The sequence below is a fragment of the Pseudomonas sp. LS.1a genome (assembly GCF_022533585.1).
Lineage (GTDB): Bacteria > Pseudomonadota > Gammaproteobacteria > Pseudomonadales > Pseudomonadaceae > Aquipseudomonas.
The window spans coordinates 3481773-3502745 of record NZ_CP092827.1 but is presented as its reverse complement, the minus strand read 5'-3'; the positions used below and the strand labels follow the sequence as shown (position 1 = coordinate 3502745).

Here is a 20973-nt window from a genome sequence, read left to right as displayed (position 1 = left end):
CATGACTCAAGATCCGCTGTTCCAACCCCTGCAACTCGGCGCCCTGAACCTGCCCAACCGCGTACTGATGCCGCCGATGACCCGCTCCCGCGCCGCCCAGCCTGGCGATGTACCGACCGCGCTGATGGCCGAGTACTACGCACAACGCGCCAGTGCCGGGCTGATCGTCAGTGAAGGCACCTGGATCTCGCCGCTGGGCAAGGGCTACGCCCGCACCCCGGGCATTCACACCCAGGCGCAGATTGACGGCTGGCGCCTGGTCACCGAGGCGGTGCATGCCGCGGGCGGGCGCATCTTTGCCCAGCTCTGGCACGTCGGCCGCCTCAGCCACAGCAGCCTGCTCGGCGGCCAGGCACCGGTGTCGTCCTCGGCGATGCAAGCCGAAGGTGTGAATGTGTTCATCGACAATGCCGACGGCACCCCAGGCTTTGTCCAGGCCTCCAAACCGCGCGCGTTGAGCGAAGCGGAAATTGTCGAGATCATCGAGCAGTACCGCCAGGCCGCGCGCAATGCCATGGCGGCCGGTTTTGACGGTGTCGAGTTGCACGCGGCCAACGGTTACCTGGTCAACCAGTTCCTCGATTCTGGTGCCAACGACCGCACCGACCGCTACGGCGGCTCGCTGGAAAACCGCCTGCGTTTCCTCGACCAGGTCACCCGCGCGCTGGTCGAAGGCACGGGCAACGCTCAGCGCGTAGGCGTACGCCTGGCGCCGCTGACCACCCTCAATGGTTGTGTCGATGCCGACCCGGTCACCACCTATACCGCAGCGGCCCAGCGCCTGGGCGAAATCGGCATCAGCTACCTGCACATTGCCGAAGCCGACTGGGATGACGCGCCGGACATGCCGGTGGACTTCAAGCAACAACTGCGGGCGGTGTTCCCCGGGGTGATGGTGTATGCCGGCAAGTACACCGGCGAACGTGCACGGCGTGCGCTGGAGGAGGGCTGGGCTGACCTGATCGGTTTTGGCCGGCCATTCGTGGCCAACCCGGATCTGCCGGCACGGCTGAAGCTGAATGCGCCCTTGGCGGAACACGAACGGGCTACGTTGTTTGGCGGTGATGCCCATGGCCTGACCGACTACCCGGCACTGGCAACAGCCTGATACAAGCCTTCGCGCGGACTTTTGCAGGGGCGGCCTTGTGCCGCGATAGGCCCGCAACGCGGCCCCGGCGATGTCAGTGCGAAGCTGCAATCGAGGTGCTTGTTTGTGTCCTATATATGAACCAAAATATGGCTCTCTATTGAGGGTGCAAACATGCAAAACATATTCGCTGACGTGGCTGTAAGCGTGTCGGAACTGAAAAAGAACCCATCCGCGGTGATGACCGGCGCTGCGGGTATGCCCGTCGCCGTGCTCAATCACAACCGCGTGATGGGTTACATGGTGCCGGCCGAACTGTACGAGGCCATGATGGAACGCTTGGAAGATCTCGAATTGAGCGAACTGGCAAAGTCGAGGCTGGGTGAACAAGGCGTACCGGTTTCCCTGGATGACCTATAAACTCGAATTCCTGCCTTCGGCAATGAAAGAGTGGGGCAAGCTAGGCCAGACCGTGCGCGAACAGATCAAGAAAAAACTCGCCGAGCGCCTGCAGTCACCCAAGGTACAGGCCGACGCGCTGCGTGACCTGCCGAACCACTACAAAATCAAGCTCAAGGCCTCTGGATATCGCCTCGTCTATCGAGTCGAGGACGAGCGTATCGTTGTAGTGGTGGTATCGGTTGGCAAGCGCGAGCGTAGCGAGGTGTATCGATCCGCTCAGAAGCGGTAAACATCATCAGTGGTGTAGCCATCCTGCAAACGCCGCGCGCTACGAATGCGCTTCGCTTACCGTTCCTCGTTGCTATTCCATCAGCATCACAGCGTTGGCGTATTTTTCCTGGTCCGGTGTGAACGTTGTCAGCATGCCGGTGTGATTACAGGTCAGGGTGAGCTCTGTTCGCGTATCGATGAACAGATCTTCGCCGCGAAGGCCCTGCCATTGCGCCAGATACTTGAACGAACCGTACTTCATCGGTTTTTTCAAGGCGCGATCATGACCACCTTTCCAACCTAGCACCGGGAGTGCGCCATCGACACAGTGGCGGGCAAGTTCTGGCTGAGTCAGAGCCCGCTCACGGCCGATCTCCCAGCACCGGATCAAGCCCTCGTCGGGTCCTTTCCATGCTTCTTCCCAGGTGATCAAGGGGCGGATGGGGTGATGAATAGGGCGCTTGATGATCCCGGTAGTTCGATCCATGACTGAGATTGTCCGTAATGTTCAGTTGGCCTGGATGCTACTAATTGGCCATCATTGTGTCCAGTGCTGGCCCGCCTCACCTCTGTGTTCAGTCAAGGCTTTGCTGCAACGCCTCGATAAACACCTCTTCCGCGCGGCTGAAGCGCTGCTCCCTGTTCCACAACAGGTGGATATCCACATCGGCAATCCCTTCCTGCGGCGGCAGCTTCCACAGCAACCCGGCGTCTACATCCGGTGCCACCACATGCTCGGGCAGGCAACCTATGCCAAACCCGGCAATCACCAGCCGGCGCACTTCTTCAAGGCTCGGTGACGACGCCACGATCCGCCCGGCAAACCCTTGCTGGTCGCGGAAAATGGTCAGTGGCGACAGCATGCCGCCAATCTGGTCACTGGTGAAACTGACGAAGTTCTCCCGCTGCAGGTCGCCTTCGTCCTGGCCGAACAGGGCATGGTGCTTGCCACAGAAGAACGCATAGCGCTGGCGCAGGAACAACCGTTGCTCCAGCCGTGGCTGCGCACGCCGGTTCAGGCTGAGGCCCGCCGTGGCGGTTTTTTCCTGCAAGGCGGCGACGATGTCGGAGCTGCGCATCACGTCGATCTCCAGCTCCACCCGCGGGTGCTGGCGGTGGAAATCGGCGAGGAAGTCGTCGAAGCGTTCGTTGACGATACGGCTGATCATCAACAGGCGTACCTTGCCCACCAGTTCGTCCGCCGGCTGCTCCAGCAAGCCGCCGATCTGCGACATCTGCCCATAGACCTCGCCGGCAAGCTGGAACAGCTGCTCGCCCATTTCGGTCAGAACGAAACGCGGCCCGCGACGGGCGATGAGTTGGCGGCCAAGTTGCTCCTCCAGGCGCTTGAGTGCCTGGCTCACTGCCGGCTGGGTGAGGTGCAGGCGGGCGGCGGCGCGGCTGATGGACAGCTCCTGGCCGATGACCCGGAAGGTGCGCAGCAGGTTCCAGTCGAGGCGGTCGTTGAGCAGGCGGTCGGGCATGGCGGGGCTCGATAATAAGCAAGGCTAATAGTGCGAATAATAAATAGAAAATTGACTAATCATAGCCCCGGGCCGATAAATCGCAGGTATTGAGGCCTGTTGCATCGGTGCTGGCCTCTTCGCGGGTAAACCCGCTCCCACAGGTACTGCAGCGCTTGCAGACCTTGTGCAATCCCTGTGGGAGCGGGTTTACCCGCGAAGAAGCCAACACCAGACCAGCAGGCCAAGCGCCACAAGAGCGCCACCGTGCCCCCGACAACTCCTGCCAGAACAACAAGCAAAGGAGCCCCCATGAAGCCCACCGCTTCCCCCCAACCACGCCGTGCCGCCGCCGCCGCATTCATCGGCACCATGATCGAGTGGTACGACTTCTACATCTATGCCACCGCCGCCGCCCTGGTGTTCGGCGCGCTGTTCTTCCCCTCCGACAACAGCCTGTTCAGCACCATGGCCGCGTTCGGCACCTTCGCCGTCGGCTTCTTCGCCCGGCCGCTGGGTGGCATCGTCTTTGGCCATGTGGGCGACCGTATCGGCCGCAAGAAGTCGCTGGTCATCACCTTGCTGATGATGGGCATCGTCACCGTGGGCATCGGCCTGCTGCCGACCTACGCGCAAATCGGCGCCATCGCGCCGGTACTGCTGATCCTGCTGCGCATCGTCCAGGGCATTGCCGTGGGCGGCGAATGGGGCGGGGCGGTGCTGATGGCCGGCGAGCATGCGCCCAAGGGCCGGCGCAACTTCTTTGCCTCGTTCGCCCAGTTGGGCAGCCCGGCGGGCCTGATCCTGTCGCTGCTGGCCTTCGGCGCGGTCACCCGCCTGCCGGAAGCAGACCTGATGAGCTGGGGCTGGCGTGTGCCGTTCCTGGCCAGCGCGCTGTTGCTGCTGGTGGGCCTGGCAATCCGCCTTGGGGTGAATGAATCGCCCGAGTTCATCGCCAGTCGCGAGCAGGCGGAAAAGGCCCGGCGCAAGGAGCAGGCTCCGGCATTCGAAGTGCTGCGCACGGCCTGGCGCCCGCTGTTGCTGTGCATCGGCGCCAATACCCTGGGCATTGCCGGGGTCTACTTCACCAACACCTTCATGATCAGTTACACCACCCAGCAATTGCACCTGGAGCGTTCGTTGATCCTGGAGTGCCTGTTCTTCGTGGCGATCATCCAGTTCTGCGTGCAGCCGCTGGCCGCGTGGTTGTCGGAAAAGATCGGCGCTACCCGCTTCCTGGCCCTGGTTGCGTTGCTGGCCATGGCCTCGCCATACCCGATGTTCGTGCTGGTCAGCTCTGGCGAAGGCCCGCTGATCGTGCTCGGCATCGCCCTGGCAGCCGCGTGCATGGCGTCGTTCTACGCGGTAATCGCCGGCTACGTCAGCGGCATGTTCGACACCCGCGTGCGCTACACCGCCATTTCCCTGGCCTACCAGATCTGCGGCGCCATCGCTGGCGGCCTGACCCCGCTGATCGGCACCTGGTTGGCCCACACCTTCAGCGGTCAGTGGTGGCCGATGGCGCTGTTCTACACCCTGATCGCCACTATCTCGTTGGTTTGCGTGCTCGCCCTTGCGCGTCAGTACGCCCGTAGCCAGCGCCTGGAGCTGGCTTGATCGAACCGTTTATTCTGGAGTACCCGCACATGTTGAAAAGCAATGGCGAACGCCTGTGGGCGAGCCTGATGGCCATGGCCGAAATTGGCGCCACCGCCCGTGGCGGCAGCTGTCGCCTGGCTCTGAGCGACGAGGACAAGGCTGGCCGTGAACTGTTCAGCCACTGGTGCTGCGAAGCCGGCCTGACGCTGACTGTGGATGCCATTGGCAACCTGTTCGCCCGCCGCGCTGGCAGCGACCCGGCTGCAGCGCCGGTGATGATGGGCAGCCACCTCGACACCCAACCAGAGGGCGGTCGTTTCGATGGCGTCTACGGTGTGTTGGCGGGGCTCGAAGTGGTACGCCGGCTCAATGACTTGAACATCCAGACGCGCAAACCGCTGGAAATCGCCGTATGGACCAACGAGGAGGGGGCCCGCTTCACCCCGGCCATGTTCGGTTCGGCGGTGTTCACCGGCGCCCTCGCGCTGGACGAAGCGCTGGCCATTCGCGACGCCGATGGCATCAGCGTCGCCGACGAACTGCAACGCACCGGTTACGCCGGCCAGCGCCCGCTGGGCGGTCAGGTCGCTGCCTATTTCGAGGCGCATATCGAGCAAGGCCCGATCCTTGAAGACAACGCCAAGGCCATCGGTGTGGTCAGCGGCGGGCAGGCCATCCGCTGGCTGGACGTTACCGTCGAGGGCCAGGCGGCGCATGCCGGTACCACGCCGATGTCATTGCGCAAGGATGCCCTGTACGGCGCTGCACAGATGATCCAGGCCGTCGAGCAACTGGCCGCCGACTTCGCGCCGCAAGGCCTGACCACCGTGGGCGAACTCTCTATCGCCAAGTCCTCGCGCAACACCATCCCCGGCGTGCTGCGCTTCACGGTGGACCTGCGTCACCACCGCGATGAAGCCATCGAGGCCATGGAGCGTGACCTGACCCTGAAGCTGCAAGCCATCGCCAACCAGCGCGGCCTGCAGGTGCGTATCGAGCGCCACTGGGTCAGCCCGGCCACGCCGTTCGACGCTGACTGCGTAGCCGCTGTGCAGCAGGCGGTGGACGGCCTCGGTTATGCCCAGCAGTCGATCGTCAGCGGCGCCGGCCACGACGCCATCCTGCTGGCCCGCTACTGCCCGACCGCCATGGTGTTCATCCCCTGTGTCGGCGGCCTGAGCCACAACGAAGCCGAAGACGTACTGCCCGACGACGCCCGCCAGGGTGCCGATGTACTGCTCAACGCCGTGCTGGCCCGCGCGGGCCGTATCGAACAAGGAGAAGCCTGATGCGTTGCTACTTCCATCCCGAACAACTGCTGCACCACCCCCGTAGCTATTACTCGCGCGGCGCCATGCGCACCCCGCAGGAAGTCCCCGAGCGCGCCCAACGTCTGCTGCAGGCGGTCAGGGACCTAGGCTTCGACATCCGTCAGCCTGAGGATGCCGGCCTCGAGTCGCTCAAGGCTGTGCATGGCGAGGCCTACCTGGCCTTCCTCGAAGAGGCCCATGCGCGCTGGAAGGAAGTGCCTGAGGACTGGGGCGACGAGGTCATGTCCAACATCTTCGTGCGTGAGCCCAACGCCCTGCGCGGCATCCTCGCCCAGGCAGGGCGCTACCTTGCGGATGGTAGCTGCCCTGTAGGTGAAAACACCTGGCGCTCGGCCTATTGGTCTGCGCAAAGCGCGGTGGCCGGGGCAAAGGCCATTCTCGATGGGGAACCGGCGGCCTATGCGCTGTGCCGACCTCCTGGGCACCATGCGCGGTTCGATGCTGCGGGTGGTTTCTGCTACATCAACAACGCTGCCGTTGCTGCCCAGGCCTTGCGCAGCCGCTACAGCCGCGTGGCCATTCTCGATACCGACATGCATCACGGGCAGGGGATTCAGGAGATCTTCTACGATCGCAGTGATGTGCTGTATGTGTCGGTGCATGGTGACCCGACCAACTTCTACCCGGGTGTGGCCGGGTTCGAGGATGAGCGTGGCAGTGGTGCGGGGGAGGGGTACAACCTGAACTTGCCGATGGCGCATGGGGCTAGCGAAGCGGACTTCATGGGCCAGTTGGAGGTTGCACTCGCTGCGGTGAAGGACTTTGGCGCCGAGGTGCTGGTGTTGTCACTGGGGTTCGATATCTACGAGCTGGATCCGCAGAGCAAGGTGGCGGTGACGACGGAAGGGTTTGCGGTATTGGGCGAACGGATTCGGGCGATGCGCTTGCCGTGCCTGATCGTGCAGGAAGGGGGGTATCACCTGGAGAGCCTGGAGGCGAATGCGCAGGCGTTTTTTGCTGACAAGGCGGACTGGCGATAAGGAGGGGCGGGGCTGACAGGTGCTTGCCATGACAGTTTCAGCGCCTGAGAGATCGAGCGCCGCGCGGGCGGCGCTCGATCTCTCAGGCGCTGAAAGTGTTGTGGCGAACACCCCGCAAACCGTTACACCCCACCCCGCCGCACATGCTTCACCAATACCTTCTCCAGCAACTCCCACATCGCCGGCTCGGTGCTGAACGCCACGTTGAACCGCATCCACCCGGTCGCCTTGGCATCGACCATGAACAACTGCCCGGGCCCGAGCATGATGCCTTTCTCCAGCGCATCATCCAGCAACGCCGCGCTGTCCGGAATCGCCGGGTGGCGGGTCCAGATATACATCCCTTCATCCGACTCGATGAACAATTCGAAACCCAACCGATGCAGGTGCCGGCCAACTTCCTGGTGCGCTTCGGCCAGCCGTTGGCGCAAGCGCTTGAGGTGCTTGCGCCAGCGCCCGTCGATGATCGCGGCATACACCACGCGCTCCATCACCTGTGAAGTGGTCAGGCCCGAGCGCATCTTCAGGTGCAGCAGCTTCTGCATCAGTTCGGGGTTGGCCAGCATGTAGCCAACGCGCACATTGGGCGAGATGCTCTTGGAGTAGCTGCCCACGTACACCACCTGCTGCAGGTGGTCGAGGCTGGCGAGGCATGGCTGCGGCTCGGCGACCATGTCGGCGTACAGGTTGTTCTCCACCAGGCGGAAACCGTGCTGGCTGGCCAGTTGCAGCAGGCGGTGCAGCTGCGGCAGCGGCGTGCGCGAGCAGGTCGGGCTGTGCAGGTGCGGCTGGGTGAAGAACGCAGTGGGGCGGTGATGGCTGAGCAACTGTTCCAGCTGGTTCAGGTCGTAGCCGGCCGGTGTGCGCGGCACGCCGACCAGGGTCGCACCCTGGGTGCGCAGGATGCTCATCAGGTTGGGGTAGCCGGGGTCGTCCACCAGCACCACATCGCCCGGGCGCACCAGCGTACGCGCGGCCAGGTCCAGGGCCTGGCTGGCGCCGTGGGTGAGCATCAGTTGCGCCGGGTTGGCGACGATCGACAGTTCCTGCTGCAGGTTCTGCGCGGTCAGCGCGCGCAGCTCCGGCAGGCCCATGGGGTCGCCGTAGCCCGACAGCTCCAGCGGGCTGCCGGCCACCTGGCGCAGGCCGCGGCGCAGGCCGTCTTCGTACATCCAGTCGTTGGGCAGCCAGCCGCACCCCGGCTTGAACGGCAACTGGCGGATTTCGAAGATCTGCTGCAGGTACCACTCGGAGTTGAACGTTGGTCGACTGGTGTCGGCCTCGGCATTGTGCTGGTCCAGCAATTCGCCCGCCGCGCGGTTGACGAAGAACCCCGCATTGCCCCGGCTCACCAGCAGGCCCTGGGCGACCAGGCGGTCGTAGGCCTCGACCACGGTGAAGGTGCTCACCGAATAGCTCGCGGCAAAGGCGCGGATCGAGGGGACCTTGGCGCCTGGCTTGAGGGTCTGGTTGTCGATCAGCTCGCGCAGCCCGTCGATGATCTGGTTCACCAGCGGGGTCGAGGAGTCTGGATGTAATTCGAACATTCGGGGCCTTCAGGGTGCGTATCGCCCGGCGTTTGCAAGGTGTATTGCATGGGCGACCTGTACAGTGCAGTGCGAGTTTCATGCCACTGTGCATGGCTCTCTGCGTCGGACATTTTTACATTAGGTGTCAGATATCGCCACCTAAAGCATGTTCAGTTCGCCCCAGGCGCCTGCCCTGGGGCGCGTCAGCAGGCCGCCATGGAAGGCCTGCGTGTGTTCGCTCACACCATCCTGCGCGCATTAGCACTGATGTACGTGAAACCGCCAGCCATCGGGGTTTCACAGTTTTCCTTGGATAAAAAGAAGCACGGGGTACACAACTGATGGACGCAACATCCACAACCACCACCGCGAAAAGCGGGCACGAGAGCAAGCTCAGTGCCTCGCTGAAGTCGCGCCACCTGACGATGATGTCGATCGCCGGGGTTATCGGCGGCGCCTTGTTCGTCGGTTCCGGCAGCGTGATTCACAGCGCCGGCCCAGCCGCTGTCCTGGCCTACCTGGCAGGTGGCATCCTGGTGGTACTGATCATGCGCATGCTGGGTGAAATGGCGACTTCCTCGCCAGACACCGGTTCGTTCTCCACCTACGCCGATCGCGCCATCGGCCGTTGGGCCGGTTTCACCATCGGCTGGCTGTACTGGTGGTACTGGGTCATCCTCATGGCCTGGGAAGCTTATGTGGCGGGCAAGATCCTGCATGGTTTCTTCCCCGACGTCAGCGTCAACGTGTTCGTGCTGGCCACGACCCTGTTGCTGATCACCGTCAACTTCTTCAACGTCAAGCACTACGGTGAGTTCGAGTTCTGGTTCGCCTTGATCAAGGTGATCGCGATCGTCTGCTTCCTGATCGTGTGTACCGCTGCCGTGCTGAACATCTGGCAGTTCGGTGAAGTGCGTGGCATCAGCCACCTCACCGCCGAAGGCTTCATGCCCAACGGCATCACCACCGTGATCGGTGCCTTGCTCGGGGTGATGTTCGCCTTCCTCGGCGCGGAAATCGTCACCATCGCCGCTTCCGAAGCCAAGGACCCGGCCGCGCAGATCGTCAAGGCGACCAACTCGGTGGTCTGGCGTGTGTGCCTGTTCTACGTGGGTTCGATCTTCCTGATCGTCTGCCTGGTACCGTGGAACGACCCGTACCTGGGCGTTTCCGGCTATGGCGCCTACCGCCGCACCCTGGAACTGCTGGGCGTGCCCTATGCCGAGCTGCTGATGAACTTTGTGGTGCTGACCTCGGTGAGCAGCTGCCTGATCTCGGGCCACTACACCGCTTCGCGCATGCTGTTCTCCCTGGCCCAGCGTGGCGACGCGCCGTCGTTCTTCAAGATCACCCGCGCCGGCACCGGTGTACCGGTGTACGCGATCATGGGTTCGTGCGCCGTGGCCGTGGTGTGTGCACTGATCAACTTCAGCGAGACCCTGCGCCCGAAAGACGTGCTGGAAACCCTGATGAACACCACCGGCATGATCGCCCTGCTGGTGTACCTGGTGATCGCCTTCTCGCAGCTGCGCATGCGCCGCAAGCTGATCGCCGAAGGCAAGGAAGTGCGTCTGAAGATGTGGTTGTTCCCGTGGCTCACCTACCTGGTGATCGCGTTCATCGTGGCCGCCCTGGTGACCATGGCCTTCATGCCTGACTACCAGATCCTGGTGATCTCCACCGGTATCGCCGCAGCAGTCGTGGTGGCGATGGGTGTGGTGCACCAGATCCGCACTGGCAAGCAGCACTAAACGTCACGCGCTTCTCAAAACGGCCGGCTCCCTGGGGGGACCCGGCCGTTTTGTGTTGTTGGGCCAGGGTTTTCCCTCGGACTTCTGGCGTTTTGCTTGTGGGGCCGCGTCAGACCTATCAGAACAGGGCAGATGGCATATGCTGAACACATTGCCCGCCCAAAGGAGCTTCACATGGCCTGGTCCGCCACCCAGTATTCCCAGTTCGAAGACGAACGCACGCGCGCCGTGCGCGACCTGCTCGCCGCCGTGCCGCCACGCCCGGTCCGCCACGCCACCGATCTGGGCTGTGGCCCCGGCAATTCCACCGAGGTGCTGCTGCAACGTTACCCGGATGCCCAGGTGACGGCCCTGGACAGCGACCCGGACATGATCGACAAGGCCCGCGAGCGCAAACGGCTGTGCATCCCCCGCGTGCGCACGGTCATTGGTGACATTGCAGGCTGGTCCGCCCCCGAGCCGCAGGACCTGATCCTGGCCAATGCCTCGCTGCAATGGGTACCTGACCATGCCTCGCTGTATCCGCACCTGGTGCGCCAGCTGAGCGAAGGTGCCAGCCTGGCCGTGCAGACCCCGGACAACCTCGACGAGCCGGCCCATCGGCAACTGCGCGAAATCGCCAGCCAGGGTCCCTGGGCGGCGAAGTTCGCCGATTTCCAGCTGCCGCCACGGCACAACGCGGCGTTCTACTACGACCTGCTCAGCCCGCTGTGTGCGCGGGTGGATGTGTGGCGTACCACCTACCATCACCCGTTGGCCGGCGGCGCCGAAGCCGTGGTGGAATGGTTCAAGGGTTCTGCCTTGCGTCCGTATCTGGGGCGGTTGGAGGCGCAGGAGCAGGTGGATTTCCTGCAGATGTACCTGCAGGCGATGCAGCGCGACTACCCGCCGGCCACCGATGGCAAGGTGCTGTTGCCGTTCCCGCGGCTGTTCGTGATCGCTACCCGCTAGGGCGGCGCCAGCGCCAGGCCACGTAGCTGTAGATGCCGAGGTTGAGCAGCAGTACGAAAGTGCCCAGCAGCAGCTGGATGTGCGGGGTCAGCCCGGCGGGGTAGATCAATGGCCAGATGTAGTGCTCGACGAAGCCGCCCTGATAGCCCGCGTCACCGGCAGCGCTGCGCATGCGGTTTTCCCAGGTGGTCAGCGGGCAGCCCAGGTGCAGGCATTCTACCGCCAGGCCCCAGGTCAGGGCCGGCAGGTGCAGCAGCAGGGCAGGGCGCCAGCGCAGCACCAGCAGGCCGCCGAACAGCACCAGCAGGATGAAGGCCAGGTGCAGCAGGACCAGGGTGTCGGCGGCAAGGCGGTAGAGCATGGGGAGTTGTTTTGTGAATTGAGTTCTTCCCAGCATAGATGGGTTGCCTGTACTGGCCTCTTCGCGGGTAAACCCGCTCCCACAGGTACTCCACGGAACCTGAGAACTGTGGGGGATCTGTGGGAGCGGGTTTACCCGCGAAGAGGCCGGCACAGGCTTACAACCCTTCCTCCACCATCTGCAGGAAGGTCGCCACCACCCGCCGCGTGCGCTGTTCACTCAGGCACACCAGTGTCTCGGTCAGGTGCCGCTGGCAATCGACGATCGGCAACGCACACACCCGTGCATCCGCACCAAACTCCGCCGCCGACACCACCCCCACACCAATCCCCACCACCACCGCTTCCCGCGCCGCTTCCCGGCCTTCCACCTGGATCGCCGGGCGAATCCGCAGCCCGGCCCGTTGCATCTCTTCTTCCAGCGTCTGCCGCGTCACCGACCCGGGCTCGCGCAGCACCAGCGGCATATCGTCCAGATCCGCCAGGCTGATCGCGCCACGGCTGGCCCATGGGTGCTGGTGGGAGACGAACGCCACCATCGGGTCGCGACGCAGCGGCAGGCAGTGCAGCCGCTCATCGTCGACGTCCCGCCCCAGCAGGGCCAGGTCGGCCTGGTAGCTGAACAGCCGGGCCAGCGACTCGTCGGTGTTGCCGGTCTCGATCTTCACCTGGATGCCCGGGTAGCGCTGGCAGAAGCGGGCGATCTGCGGCAGCACGTGCACTGGCGCATCCACTGCCAGTACCAGGCTGCCGGTGTGCAGCGCACGCGAATCCTGCAGCAGTTCATGGGCTTCGGCCTCGCAGGCGAACAGGCGCTGGCTGATACCCAGCAGGCGCTCGCCGAGGTCGGTGAGCTGCACCGAGCGCTTGTTGCGGTGGAACAGCAACACGCCGAAGCGCTCCTCGAGTTTGCGCACCTGGTCCGACACCGCGGGCTGGGTAAGAAACAGCTTCTCGGCGGCGCGGGTAAAGCTGCCGTGAACTGCCACGGCATGGAAGGCCTTGAGTTGTGCGTGGGAAACCGACATGACGACCTCAGTAACAAGCTGGGCTTATGTGTGAAATACGATAAATCGATTTTATTTATCTTACTGCAACTGTTTCCATGCATGTCAGCCCGACGCAGGCACCACAAGCGCCGCCAGGGCCATGGCGCCCACACGGTGCCATCTGACCCGATGACAGCCTCGTCATCGCTGTGCGTAACACAAGAACAAGACAGGCGTTTCTTCACATTCTGCCGGCACACTTGAGCAAGAGGTCAGACTTACATGAACCAATCCCTAGCCGCGTTCAAACGCTGGCGCATCCAGATTTTCGCCATTACCTGGCTGGCCTACGCCGCCTTCTACTTCACCCGCAAGGCCTTCTCGGTGGCCAAGCTGGGCATCGCTGAAGACCCCGGCTTCATGCTCGACAAGGCCGCCATGGCCAACCTCGACGCCATCTACCTGGCCGCCTACGCCGTGGGCCAGTTCACCTGGGGCATGCTTGCCGACCGCTTTGGCCCGCGCGTGGTGGTGCTCGGCGGCCTGCTGATTTCTGCTGCCGCGGCGGTGGTGATGGGCAGTTACGCGACCTTCCCGATCTTCGCCACCTGCATGCTGGTACAGGGCCTGGCGCAATCCACCGGCTGGGCCGGGTTGTGCAAGAACATCGGCAGCTTCTTCCCCGCGTCGCAGCGTGGGCGGGTGCTGGGCCTGTGGAGTTCCTGCTATGCCTTTGGCGGCCTGGTGGCCTCGCCGTTCGCCGGCTGGTGGGCCTATACCCTGGTTGGTACCTGGCACGCGGCGTTCTTCTCCAGTGCCGCGGTGGTGGCGCTGGTGGCCGTGCTGTTCTTCTTCCTGCAGCGCAACAAACCTGAAGACGTTGGCCTGCCGGCGGTGGAGCCCGAGCCGCAGAGCATGGCCCCGGCCGGCAACCTGTGCAGCGTGTGGGCGCCGCTGAAGGAGATCCTGCGCAACCGCACGGTGCTGACCCTGGGGCTGGCGTACTTCCTGTTGAAGCCGGCGCGCTACGCCATCCTGCTGTGGGGGCCGGTGATCGTCTTCGAGCAGATGCCTTCGGTGGGCAAGGTAGGTGCAGCGATCATCCCGACAGCCTTCGAACTGGCCGGGCTGCTCGGCCCTATCATCATTGGCCTGGCCTCCGACAAGCTGTTCGGCGCCCGGCGCATGCCGGCCTGTGTCATCAGCCTGCTGCTGCTGACCGTGGCCCTGGCGGCATTCATGGCGGCCATGCACACCGGCAGCGTGATCCTGGTGGTGGCCCTGCTGTTCGTCATGGGCCTGACCCTGTACGGGCCGGACTCGATGATCAGCGGCGCTGCGGCCATCGACTTCGGCACCGCCAAGGCCGGCGCCACCGCAGCTGGCTTCGTCAACGGCTGCGGCTCGGTGGGGGCGGTGCTGGGCGGGCTGCTGCCGGGTTACTTCGATGGTGTCACGGTGTTCATCGTGTTTGCCGGCTGTGCCCTGTTCTCGGCGCTGGTGCTGCTGCCGCACTGGAACAGCCGACCGGCCAGCGCTGTGCAAAGCACCGATGTGGCACCGAATACCAGCATGGCAATCAAGCCACTGCGTACCTGAAAGGAAAGCGAGCGAATGAGACCCTTCTGGCTGCAACAGGCCCTGGATTCGGCGCAGGAGGCGGTGTGCCCACCGCTGCAAGGCGATGCCCGTTGCGATGTATGCATCGTCGGTGGCGGCTACACCGGCCTGTGGACCGCACTGATGCTCAAGGAGGCGGTGCCGGCCCTGGATATCGTGCTGATCGAGGCCGATATCTGCGGCGCCGGTGCCAGTGGCCGCAATGGTGGCTGCGCGTTGTCCTGGTCGGCCAAGTACTTCACCCTCGAGCGCCTGTTCGGGGTGACCGAGGCGGTGCGCCTGGTGCGCGAGTCGGAGCGCAGCATCGGTGAAATCGGCGCGTTCTGCGCGGCCAATGGCATCGACTGCGATTACCGTCTTGACGGCACGCTGTATACCGCCACCAATGCCGCCCAGGTCGGCGCCACCGACGCGGTGATTGCTGCGCTGGAGCACAGGGGGATCAATTCGTTTCGCCGCCTGCCGCTGCAGCAGGTGCAGCGCCTGGCGGGTTCGGCGCGGCACCTGGAAGGCTGGTTTTCGCCGGCCGCGGCCACGGTGCAGCCGGGCAAGCTGGTGCGCGGCTTGCGCCGGGTGGCCTTGCAGCGCGGCGTGCGTATCCATGAGGGCAGCGCCATGACTGGCCTGGAGCACGGCACCCCGGTGCAGGTGCGCACGGCCCATGGCACGGTGCGCGCCGACCGCGTGGTCCTGGGCCTGAATGCCTGGATGGCGCGGGCTTTCCCGCAGTTCGAGCGCAGCGTGGCGATCGTTTCCAGCGACATGGTGATCACCGAGCCGTGTCCCGAGCTGCTGCACCAGATTGGCCTGGACAGCGGCATCAGCGTGCTCGATTCGCGGATTTTCGTGCATTACTACCACAACACCTCCGATGGTCGGCTGATGCTCGGCAAGGGCGGCAATACCTTCGCCTATGGCGGGCGCATGTTGCCGGTATTCGACCAGCCGTCGCCGTACCGGCCGCTGCTGCGCGAAAGCCTGGGCGGATTTTTCCCGGCGCTGGCCGAGGTGCCGCTGGCGGCCAGCTGGAACGGGCCGTCCGATCGCTCGGTGACCGGTTTGCCGTTTTTTGGCCGGCTGGACGGGCAGGGCAACGTATTCTACGGCTTTGGTTACTCCGGCAGTGGCGTCGGGCCGTGCCACATGGGTGGGCAGATTCTCTCGTCGCTGGCGCTGGGGCTGGACAACCCGTGGACCCGTTCGCCGTTGGTGAAAGGGCCGCTGGGGCTGTTCCCCCCCGAGCCGATCCGCTACCTGGGCTCGCTGATGGTGCGCAATGCCATCCGCCGCAAGGAGCGGGCCGAGGACCATGGTTTGCGTCCGCGCCGGCTGGATGTGCGGTTGGCGCGGTTGGCCGCGGCGGCAGGCAAGGCGGACAAAGGCTGATGAGATTTCTTGTCGAACACAGGCCAGAGGGCGTATAAACTGCACCCACTTTTGGCCGGTCGCTTCCTGAACCGGCCGCTGAAACAAGAGAGTCGACATGGGCGCACAGTGGAAAGCCAAACATAAAGAAGCCGCGGCCAACGCCAAAGGCAAGATCATGGGCAAGCTGTCCAAAGAGATCCAGATCGCTGCCAAGTCCGGTGCCGACCCGGACATGAACCCGCGCCTGCGCCTGGCCATCGAGCAGGCCAAGAAGGCCTCGATGACCCGCGAGACCCTGGAGCGCGCAATCCGCAAGGGCGCGGGCCTGGACGGCGATGCCGTGCAGTACTCGGCGGTTAGCTACGAAGGCTTCGCCCCGCACCAGGTACCGCTGATCGTCGAGTGCCTGACCGACAACGTCAACCGTACCGTCGCGCAAATCCGCGTGCTGTTCCGCAAGGGCCAGTTGGGTGCCAGTGGTTCGGTGGCCTGGGACTTCAACCATGTCGGCCTGATCGAAGCCACCCCGAATGGCGATGCCGACCCGGAAATGGCGGCCATCGAAGCCGGTGCCCAGGACTTCGAGGAAGGCGACGAAGAGGGCTCGACCCTGTTCATCACCGACACCACCGACCTGGACGCGGTGCAGAAAGCCCTGCCGGAGCATGGCTTTACCGTGACTTCGGCGAAGATCGGCTACACCCCGAAAAACCCGGTGAGCGCGGCCAGCCTGAGTGCTGAAGCATTGGCCGAGGTGGAAGCGTTCCTCGAGGCGATCGACGAGAACGATGATGTGCAGAACGTGTATGTCGGCCTGACTGACTGATCTGCGTATCCGGGGCCGCTTTGCGGCCCTTTCGCGACGCAAGGCCGCTCCCACAGTGGAACGCATACTCCATGTGGGAGCGGCATTGTGTCGCGAAACGAGGGCAAAGCCCTCGCCAGCGGTCTGGAGCCGAACCCCGATGAACCCCACCTTCGCCTCCCTCAGCCTCGCCCACCTGCGCACCCTCGACCACCTGCTGCAGCTGAAGAACCTCAGCCACGCCGCCGAGCGTCTGGGCGTCAGCCAGTCCGCCCTTAGCCGCCAGCTGGCCCACCTGCGCGAAGCCTTTGACGACCCGTTGCTGGTTCGCCAGGGCCGCGGTTACGTGCTAAGCGAACACGCCGAAGCCCTGGTCGAACCCCTGCGCCAGGTTCTCGAAGAACTGCACGCCCTGCGCCAGCCCGCAGTATTCGACCCGGCGCGTTGCGAGCGGCGCTTCTGCCTGGCAGCGTCCGACTATGTGGCCGAGCACATGCTGCCGCTGCTGGTGGCGGCGCTGGAGCGCGAAGCGCCGGGCGTATCGCTGGAGTACCGCACCTGGCAGGCCGGCCAGTACGCCTTGCTGGCCAGCGGTGAGATCGACCTGGCCACCACCTTGTTCGACGAGTCGCCACCCAACCTGCACGGGCGCCTGTTGGGCGAAGACCGCGCGGTGTGCCTGATGCGCCACGACCATCCGCTGGTCGCCCACGGTGCGCTCAGCCAGGCCGACTATCTGGCGCACAAGCATGTGCGTATTTCCGGCGGTGGTGACAAGGACAGCTTCATTGACCGCCATCTGCGCGTCCAGGGCCTGCAACGGCGGGTCAGCCTGGAAGTGCCGTTCTTCTCAGCCACCGTGCAGGTGATCGCCAACAGCCAGGCGCTGGCCACCGTCCCCGAGCATATCGCCCGGCAGCTGTGTCGCCTGCATGACCTGGCCTGGCGGCCGCTGGGTTTCATCGACCACAGCCAGCGCTACTGGGTGGTATGGCACCAGCGCCTGCAGGCCTCGGCCGAGCACCGCTGGTTGCGCAACCGGGTGTTCGAGTTGTGGCGCCAGTCGCAGTTTGGTGTGCAGGGCGGGCATGCGGGTTTGCCATAACAGGTATGCGCGAAGCGGGGTTATTCACTTCGGGATAGGTGCCTAGACTGGGTGCAATGTGTTGTCTGTACCGGCCTCTTCGCGGGTAAACCCGCTCCCACAAGCGATGCCATGCCTGTGGGAGCGGGTTTACCCGCGAAGAGGCCGGTACAGGCAGCGAATAACCCACAGGAGACCCCAGGTGACCCCCGAACAATTCCGCCAGTACGGCCACCAACTGATCGACCTTATCGCCGATTACCGCCAAACCGTTGGCGAGCGCCCGGTCATGGCCCAGGTCGAGCCCGGCTACCTCAAGGCCGCCTTGCCCACACAGGCCCCTCAGCAAGGCGAACCTTTCGCAGCGATCCTCGACGACGTCAACCAGTTGGTCATGCCTGGCCTGTCCCATTGGCAGCACCCGGACTTCTACGGTTATTTCCCCTCCAACGGCACCCTGTCGTCGGTCCTCGGTGACTTCCTCAGCACCGGCCTTGGCGTATTGGGCCTGTCGTGGCAGTCCAGCCCGGCCCTGAGCGAGCTGGAGGAAACCACCCTCGACTGGCTGCGTCAGTTGCTCGGCCTGTCTGGCCAATGGAGCGGGGTGATCCAGGACACCGCATCCACCAGCACCCTGGTGGCGCTGATCTGTGCGCGCGAACGCGCCAGCGACTACGCACTGGTGCGCGGCGGCCTGCAAGCCCAGGCCAGGCCGCTGATCGTCTATGTCAGTGCCCACGCCCACAGCTCGGTGGACAAGGCAGCACTGCTGGCCGGTTTTGGCCGCGACAACATCCGCCTGATCCCGACCGACGAACGCTACGCCATGCGCCCGCAAGCACTGCAGGCGGCGATCGAGCAGGACCTGGCCGCCGGCAACCAGCCCTGCGCCGTGGTCGCGACCACCGGTACCACCGCCACCACGGCGCTCGACCCGCTGCGCCCGATCGGCGAGATCGCCCAGGCCCATGGCCTATGGCTGCACGTGGACTCGGCCATGGCCGGCTCGGCGATGATCCTGCCGGAGTGCCGCTGGATGTGGGACGGCATCGAGCTGGCCGATTCGCTGGTGGTCAACGCGCACAAGTGGCTGGGCGTAGCCTTCGATTGCTCGATCTACTACGTGCGCGACCCGCAGCACCTGATCCGGGTCATGAGCACCAACCCCAGCTACCTGCAGTCGGCGGTGGATGGCGAGGTGAAGAACCTGCGTGACTGGGGTATCCCGCTGGGCCGCCGGTTCCGGGCGTTGAAGCTGTGGTTCATGCTGCGCAGCGAGGGCGTTGAGGCGTTGCAGGCACGGCTGCGGCGTGACCTGGACAATGCCCAATGGCTGGCCGGGCAGGTTGCGGCGGCTGGGGAGTGGGAGGTACTGGCGCCGGTGCAGTTGCAGACGTTGTGCATTCGCCATCGGCCGGCGGGGCTTGAAGGGGAGGCGCTGGATGCGCATACCAAGGGCTGGGCAGAGCGGCTGAATGCGTCCGGGGATGCCTATGTGACGCCGGCGACGCTGGATGGGCGGTGGATGGTGCGGGTGTCGATTGGCGCATTGCCGACCGAGCGGGAGCATGTCGAACAGCTCTGGGCGCGCCTGCAGGAAGTGGTCAAGGGCTGAAATTGCCGGGGCCGCGTTGCGGCCCATTCGCGGGCAAGCCCGCTCCTACAGGGACTGCATCGGCCTCAGGCTTGATGCGACCCTGTGGGAGCGGGCTTGCCCGCGAATGGGCTGCAGAGCAGCCCCCTGCAATCGATCAGTGGCTCACTGCCTGAAAGCTACCTTTACGGCTAGCTTCATAGGTGGTCTTGTCCATCGGCTTGGCATCGGGGTTACCCAGGTCTTCCATCGCCAGGCGATGGGTTTCCGGGGCAATGTACGCTGCCAGGGCGCACACGCAGGTGATGAAGAACGCCAGCCCACCAACCACCAGCGGGATGTTGTCCGAGCCGGGCGGGGCAACCAGAGCGAACAGCGCCGGCAGCATGGCGGTCAGCATGGTGCCGATGTTCTGCGCGATGGCCATGGCCGAAACGCGGTAGCGGGTGTGGAACAGTTCTGGGTAGAAGCTGGGGAACACCGCGTTGTAGCCCTGGTACACCATGCCCCACATGACGATCGACGAGGCGAACGCCAGCGGTACGTTCTGGATGCTGATCGCATACAGGTAGAGGAACGCCAGCAGGCCCGAGCCCAGGCAACCGGCGATCATGGTCGGGCGACGGCCGATCTTGTCGGACAGGTTGCCGACAAACGGAATCACCAGCACCGCAACGATGTTGCCGACTACCGGAATCCACAGGTACACGCTCTTGTCGAAGCCGATGCCATAGGCCGGCTGTACCGCGTAGGCCGCACCGAAGATGGTGGCCACCACCGGGATCACGTTCATCAGCGCCATGAACATCACCAGCACCATGTGCCTCCAGCTGTGGCGGAAGGCTTCGCTGATCGGCGACTTGGCGACTTTGTCCTGCTTCTCTTCCTTCACGAACGCCGGGGTTTCGTGCACTTCCTTACGGATGATGAAGCCGGCAATCAGCACGATGGCGCTCATCAGGAATGGAATGCGCCAGCCCCAGTCGTTGAAGGCTTCGCTGGGCATGAAGTAGGCCAGTGGCAGGAACACGGCCGCCGCCAGCACCTGGCCAGCCTGTACGCCTTGCAGGGTGAAGCTGGCGTAGTAGCCCCGTCGACCGAATGGCGCATGTTCCATGATCATCGAACTGGCACCGGAAATTTCACCAGCCACGGCAAAGCCCTGGATCAGGCGCAGCACCACCAGCAAGGCCGGGGCGAGCAGGCCGATGTCGTGGTAGGTGGGCAGCAGGCCCACGGCCATGGTCGACAGGCCCATCAGGAACATGCACAGCAACAGTACGTTCTTGCGGCCGCGGGTGTCACCCCAGTGGCCCAGCACGAAGGCGCCGAACGGGCGCGCCAGGTAACCCACGCCGTAGGTGGCCAGCGAGGCAATGATGGCCATTTTCGGGTCGGTGTTAGGGAAGAAGATCTGCGGGAAAATCAGCGCAGCGGCCTGGGCGTAGATGAAGAAGTCGTAGTACTCGAGTGCCGAGCCTATCCATCCACTGGCGGTCGCTTTCTTGGCTTGAGAGCTGGAGTGAGCCATCGTTGTCTCCGTTGTTATTGTTGTTAGCGCAGGTTCCGCCGGAGGTTAGCCAAGGCAGGAGGCAGTGGTCGGTGTGCCTGCGTCTGTGGTTCATGTTGACCACGGGCCAGCGGACTGGCAATTCGCTAAAACGGGTATTGTGCGATAATCGAACGCAAAACTAACCATTCCGTACAAAGAGATTGAAGCGACGACTCTACCTGCGAATAATCGATCGTGCCATAAACTGTGACAGTGTTTTTTTACCTGTCTGGCACCG

20 protein-coding genes are annotated in these 20973 nt (G+C 64.1%); 14 read left to right on the top strand and 6 right to left on the bottom strand.

Annotated elements, in window-relative coordinates; translation table 11 throughout:
• The first annotated feature begins 1 nt into the window (after window position 1).
• From MKK04_RS16025 to MKK04_RS16015, 3 genes are all read left to right on the top strand, one after another.
• A complete protein-coding gene (locus MKK04_RS16025; RefSeq protein ID WP_241105667.1) occupies window positions 2-1108 on the top strand; it encodes an alkene reductase in 1107 nt (368 codons plus the stop codon).
• Between the two features lie 153 nt (window positions 1109-1261).
• Window positions 1262-1507 carry a type II toxin-antitoxin system Phd/YefM family antitoxin gene (locus MKK04_RS16020; protein ID WP_063913757.1) on the top strand — a complete coding sequence of 82 codons (246 nt, stop codon included), beginning with the start codon at window positions 1262-1264 and terminating at the stop codon, window positions 1505-1507.
• On the top strand, window positions 1497-1778 hold the full coding sequence (locus tag MKK04_RS16015) for a type II toxin-antitoxin system RelE family toxin (RefSeq protein WP_241105666.1): 282 nt from the start codon (window positions 1497-1499) through the stop codon (window positions 1776-1778). The genes MKK04_RS16020 and MKK04_RS16015 overlap by 11 nt, the downstream gene beginning before the upstream one ends.
• A 72-nt stretch (window positions 1779-1850) precedes the next feature.
• Here MKK04_RS16015 and MKK04_RS16010 read toward each other — a convergent pair whose 3' ends face one another.
• Both MKK04_RS16010 and MKK04_RS16005 read right to left on the bottom strand, forming a co-directional pair.
• Window positions 1851-2246, bottom strand: coding sequence for a hypothetical protein (locus MKK04_RS16010; protein WP_241105665.1), 396 nt, complete (start codon window positions 2244-2246; stop codon window positions 1851-1853).
• Window positions 2247-2334: 88 nt separating this feature from the next.
• On the bottom strand, window positions 2335-3243 hold the full coding sequence (locus MKK04_RS16005; protein WP_063913754.1) for a LysR family transcriptional regulator: 909 nt from the start codon (window positions 3241-3243) through the stop codon (window positions 2335-2337).
• Between the two features lie 291 nt (window positions 3244-3534).
• Here MKK04_RS16005 and MKK04_RS16000 point away from each other — a divergent pair, with 291 nt between their 5' ends.
• Genes MKK04_RS16000 through MKK04_RS15990 form a run of 3 tightly spaced genes read left to right on the top strand, consistent with a single transcriptional unit; the run spans window position 3535 to window position 7132 of the window.
• Window positions 3535-4839 (top strand): MFS transporter, encoded by a 1305-nt coding sequence (locus MKK04_RS16000; RefSeq protein ID WP_233687995.1) that lies wholly within the window; start codon window positions 3535-3537, stop codon window positions 4837-4839.
• Between the two features lie 29 nt (window positions 4840-4868).
• Window positions 4869-6110: a Zn-dependent hydrolase gene (locus MKK04_RS15995; RefSeq protein ID WP_241106811.1), complete on the top strand. Its 1242-nt coding sequence runs from the start codon at window positions 4869-4871 to the stop codon at window positions 6108-6110.
• Window positions 6110-7132, top strand: coding sequence for a histone deacetylase family protein (locus MKK04_RS15990; protein WP_241105664.1), 1023 nt, complete (start codon window positions 6110-6112; stop codon window positions 7130-7132). Before MKK04_RS15995 ends, MKK04_RS15990 begins: the two co-directional genes overlap by 1 nt.
• A 122-nt stretch (window positions 7133-7254) precedes the next feature.
• Here the strand turns inward: MKK04_RS15990 and MKK04_RS15985 are convergent, their stop codons facing one another.
• On the bottom strand, window positions 7255-8679 hold the full coding sequence (locus MKK04_RS15985; RefSeq protein ID WP_063913751.1) for an aminotransferase-like domain-containing protein: 1425 nt from the start codon (window positions 8677-8679) through the stop codon (window positions 7255-7257).
• A gap of 48 nt (window positions 8680-8727) precedes the next feature.
• On the opposite strand from MKK04_RS15985, the gene MKK04_RS15980 reads away from it, so the two are divergent.
• The 3 genes from MKK04_RS15980 (at window position 8728) to tam (ending at window position 11363) form a co-directional block, all read left to right on the top strand.
• On the top strand, window positions 8728-9003 hold the full coding sequence (locus MKK04_RS15980; protein ID WP_085619209.1) for a hypothetical protein: 276 nt from the start codon (window positions 8728-8730) through the stop codon (window positions 9001-9003).
• Window positions 9003-10412 (top strand): amino acid permease, encoded by a 1410-nt coding sequence (locus MKK04_RS15975; protein WP_207836243.1) that lies wholly within the window; start codon window positions 9003-9005, stop codon window positions 10410-10412. Before MKK04_RS15980 ends, MKK04_RS15975 begins: the two co-directional genes overlap by 1 nt.
• Window positions 10413-10586: 174 nt before the next feature.
• A complete protein-coding gene (gene tam / locus MKK04_RS15970) occupies window positions 10587-11363 on the top strand; it encodes a trans-aconitate 2-methyltransferase (protein WP_063913750.1) in 777 nt (258 codons plus the stop codon).
• Here tam and MKK04_RS15965 read toward each other — a convergent pair.
• Complete coding sequence (locus MKK04_RS15965; protein WP_207836240.1) at window positions 11353-11724, bottom strand: DUF2784 domain-containing protein; 372 nt, start codon at window positions 11722-11724, stop codon at window positions 11353-11355. The two genes, tam and MKK04_RS15965, sit on opposite strands and share 11 nt — an antisense overlap.
• A gap of 157 nt (window positions 11725-11881) precedes the next feature.
• The gene (locus MKK04_RS15960; RefSeq protein ID WP_063913748.1) at window positions 11882-12751 is read right to left on the bottom strand and encodes a LysR substrate-binding domain-containing protein; all 870 of its coding nucleotides are present in this window, start codon (window positions 12749-12751) and stop codon (window positions 11882-11884) included.
• A gap of 243 nt (window positions 12752-12994) precedes the next feature.
• Between MKK04_RS15960 and MKK04_RS15955 the strand changes: the two genes are divergently transcribed.
• The 5 genes from MKK04_RS15955 (at window position 12995) to MKK04_RS15935 (ending at window position 19204) form a co-directional block, all read left to right on the top strand.
• Window positions 12995-14311, top strand: coding sequence for an MFS transporter (locus MKK04_RS15955; RefSeq protein ID WP_241105663.1), 1317 nt, complete (start codon window positions 12995-12997; stop codon window positions 14309-14311).
• A gap of 15 nt (window positions 14312-14326) precedes the next feature.
• On the top strand, window positions 14327-15718 hold the full coding sequence (locus MKK04_RS15950) for an FAD-dependent oxidoreductase (RefSeq protein WP_241105662.1): 1392 nt from the start codon (window positions 14327-14329) through the stop codon (window positions 15716-15718).
• Window positions 15719-15815: 97 nt separating this feature from the next.
• Entirely contained in the window at window positions 15816-16526 is a 711-nt protein-coding gene (locus MKK04_RS15945) for a YebC/PmpR family DNA-binding transcriptional regulator (RefSeq protein ID WP_013972055.1), read from the top strand.
• Between the two features lie 139 nt (window positions 16527-16665).
• Entirely contained in the window at window positions 16666-17610 is a 945-nt protein-coding gene (locus MKK04_RS15940; RefSeq protein ID WP_207836233.1) for a LysR family transcriptional regulator, read from the top strand.
• Between the two features lie 181 nt (window positions 17611-17791).
• Window positions 17792-19204 carry a DOPA decarboxylase gene (locus MKK04_RS15935; protein ID WP_207836232.1) on the top strand — a complete coding sequence of 471 codons (1413 nt, stop codon included), beginning with the start codon at window positions 17792-17794 and terminating at the stop codon, window positions 19202-19204.
• A gap of 136 nt (window positions 19205-19340) precedes the next feature.
• On the opposite strand, the gene MKK04_RS15930 is transcribed toward MKK04_RS15935, so the two are convergent.
• Window positions 19341-20714, bottom strand: a complete 1374-nt coding sequence (locus MKK04_RS15930; RefSeq protein WP_207836217.1) for an MFS transporter — start codon at window positions 20712-20714, stop codon at window positions 19341-19343.
• Between the last annotated feature and the right edge of the window lie 259 nt (window positions 20715-20973).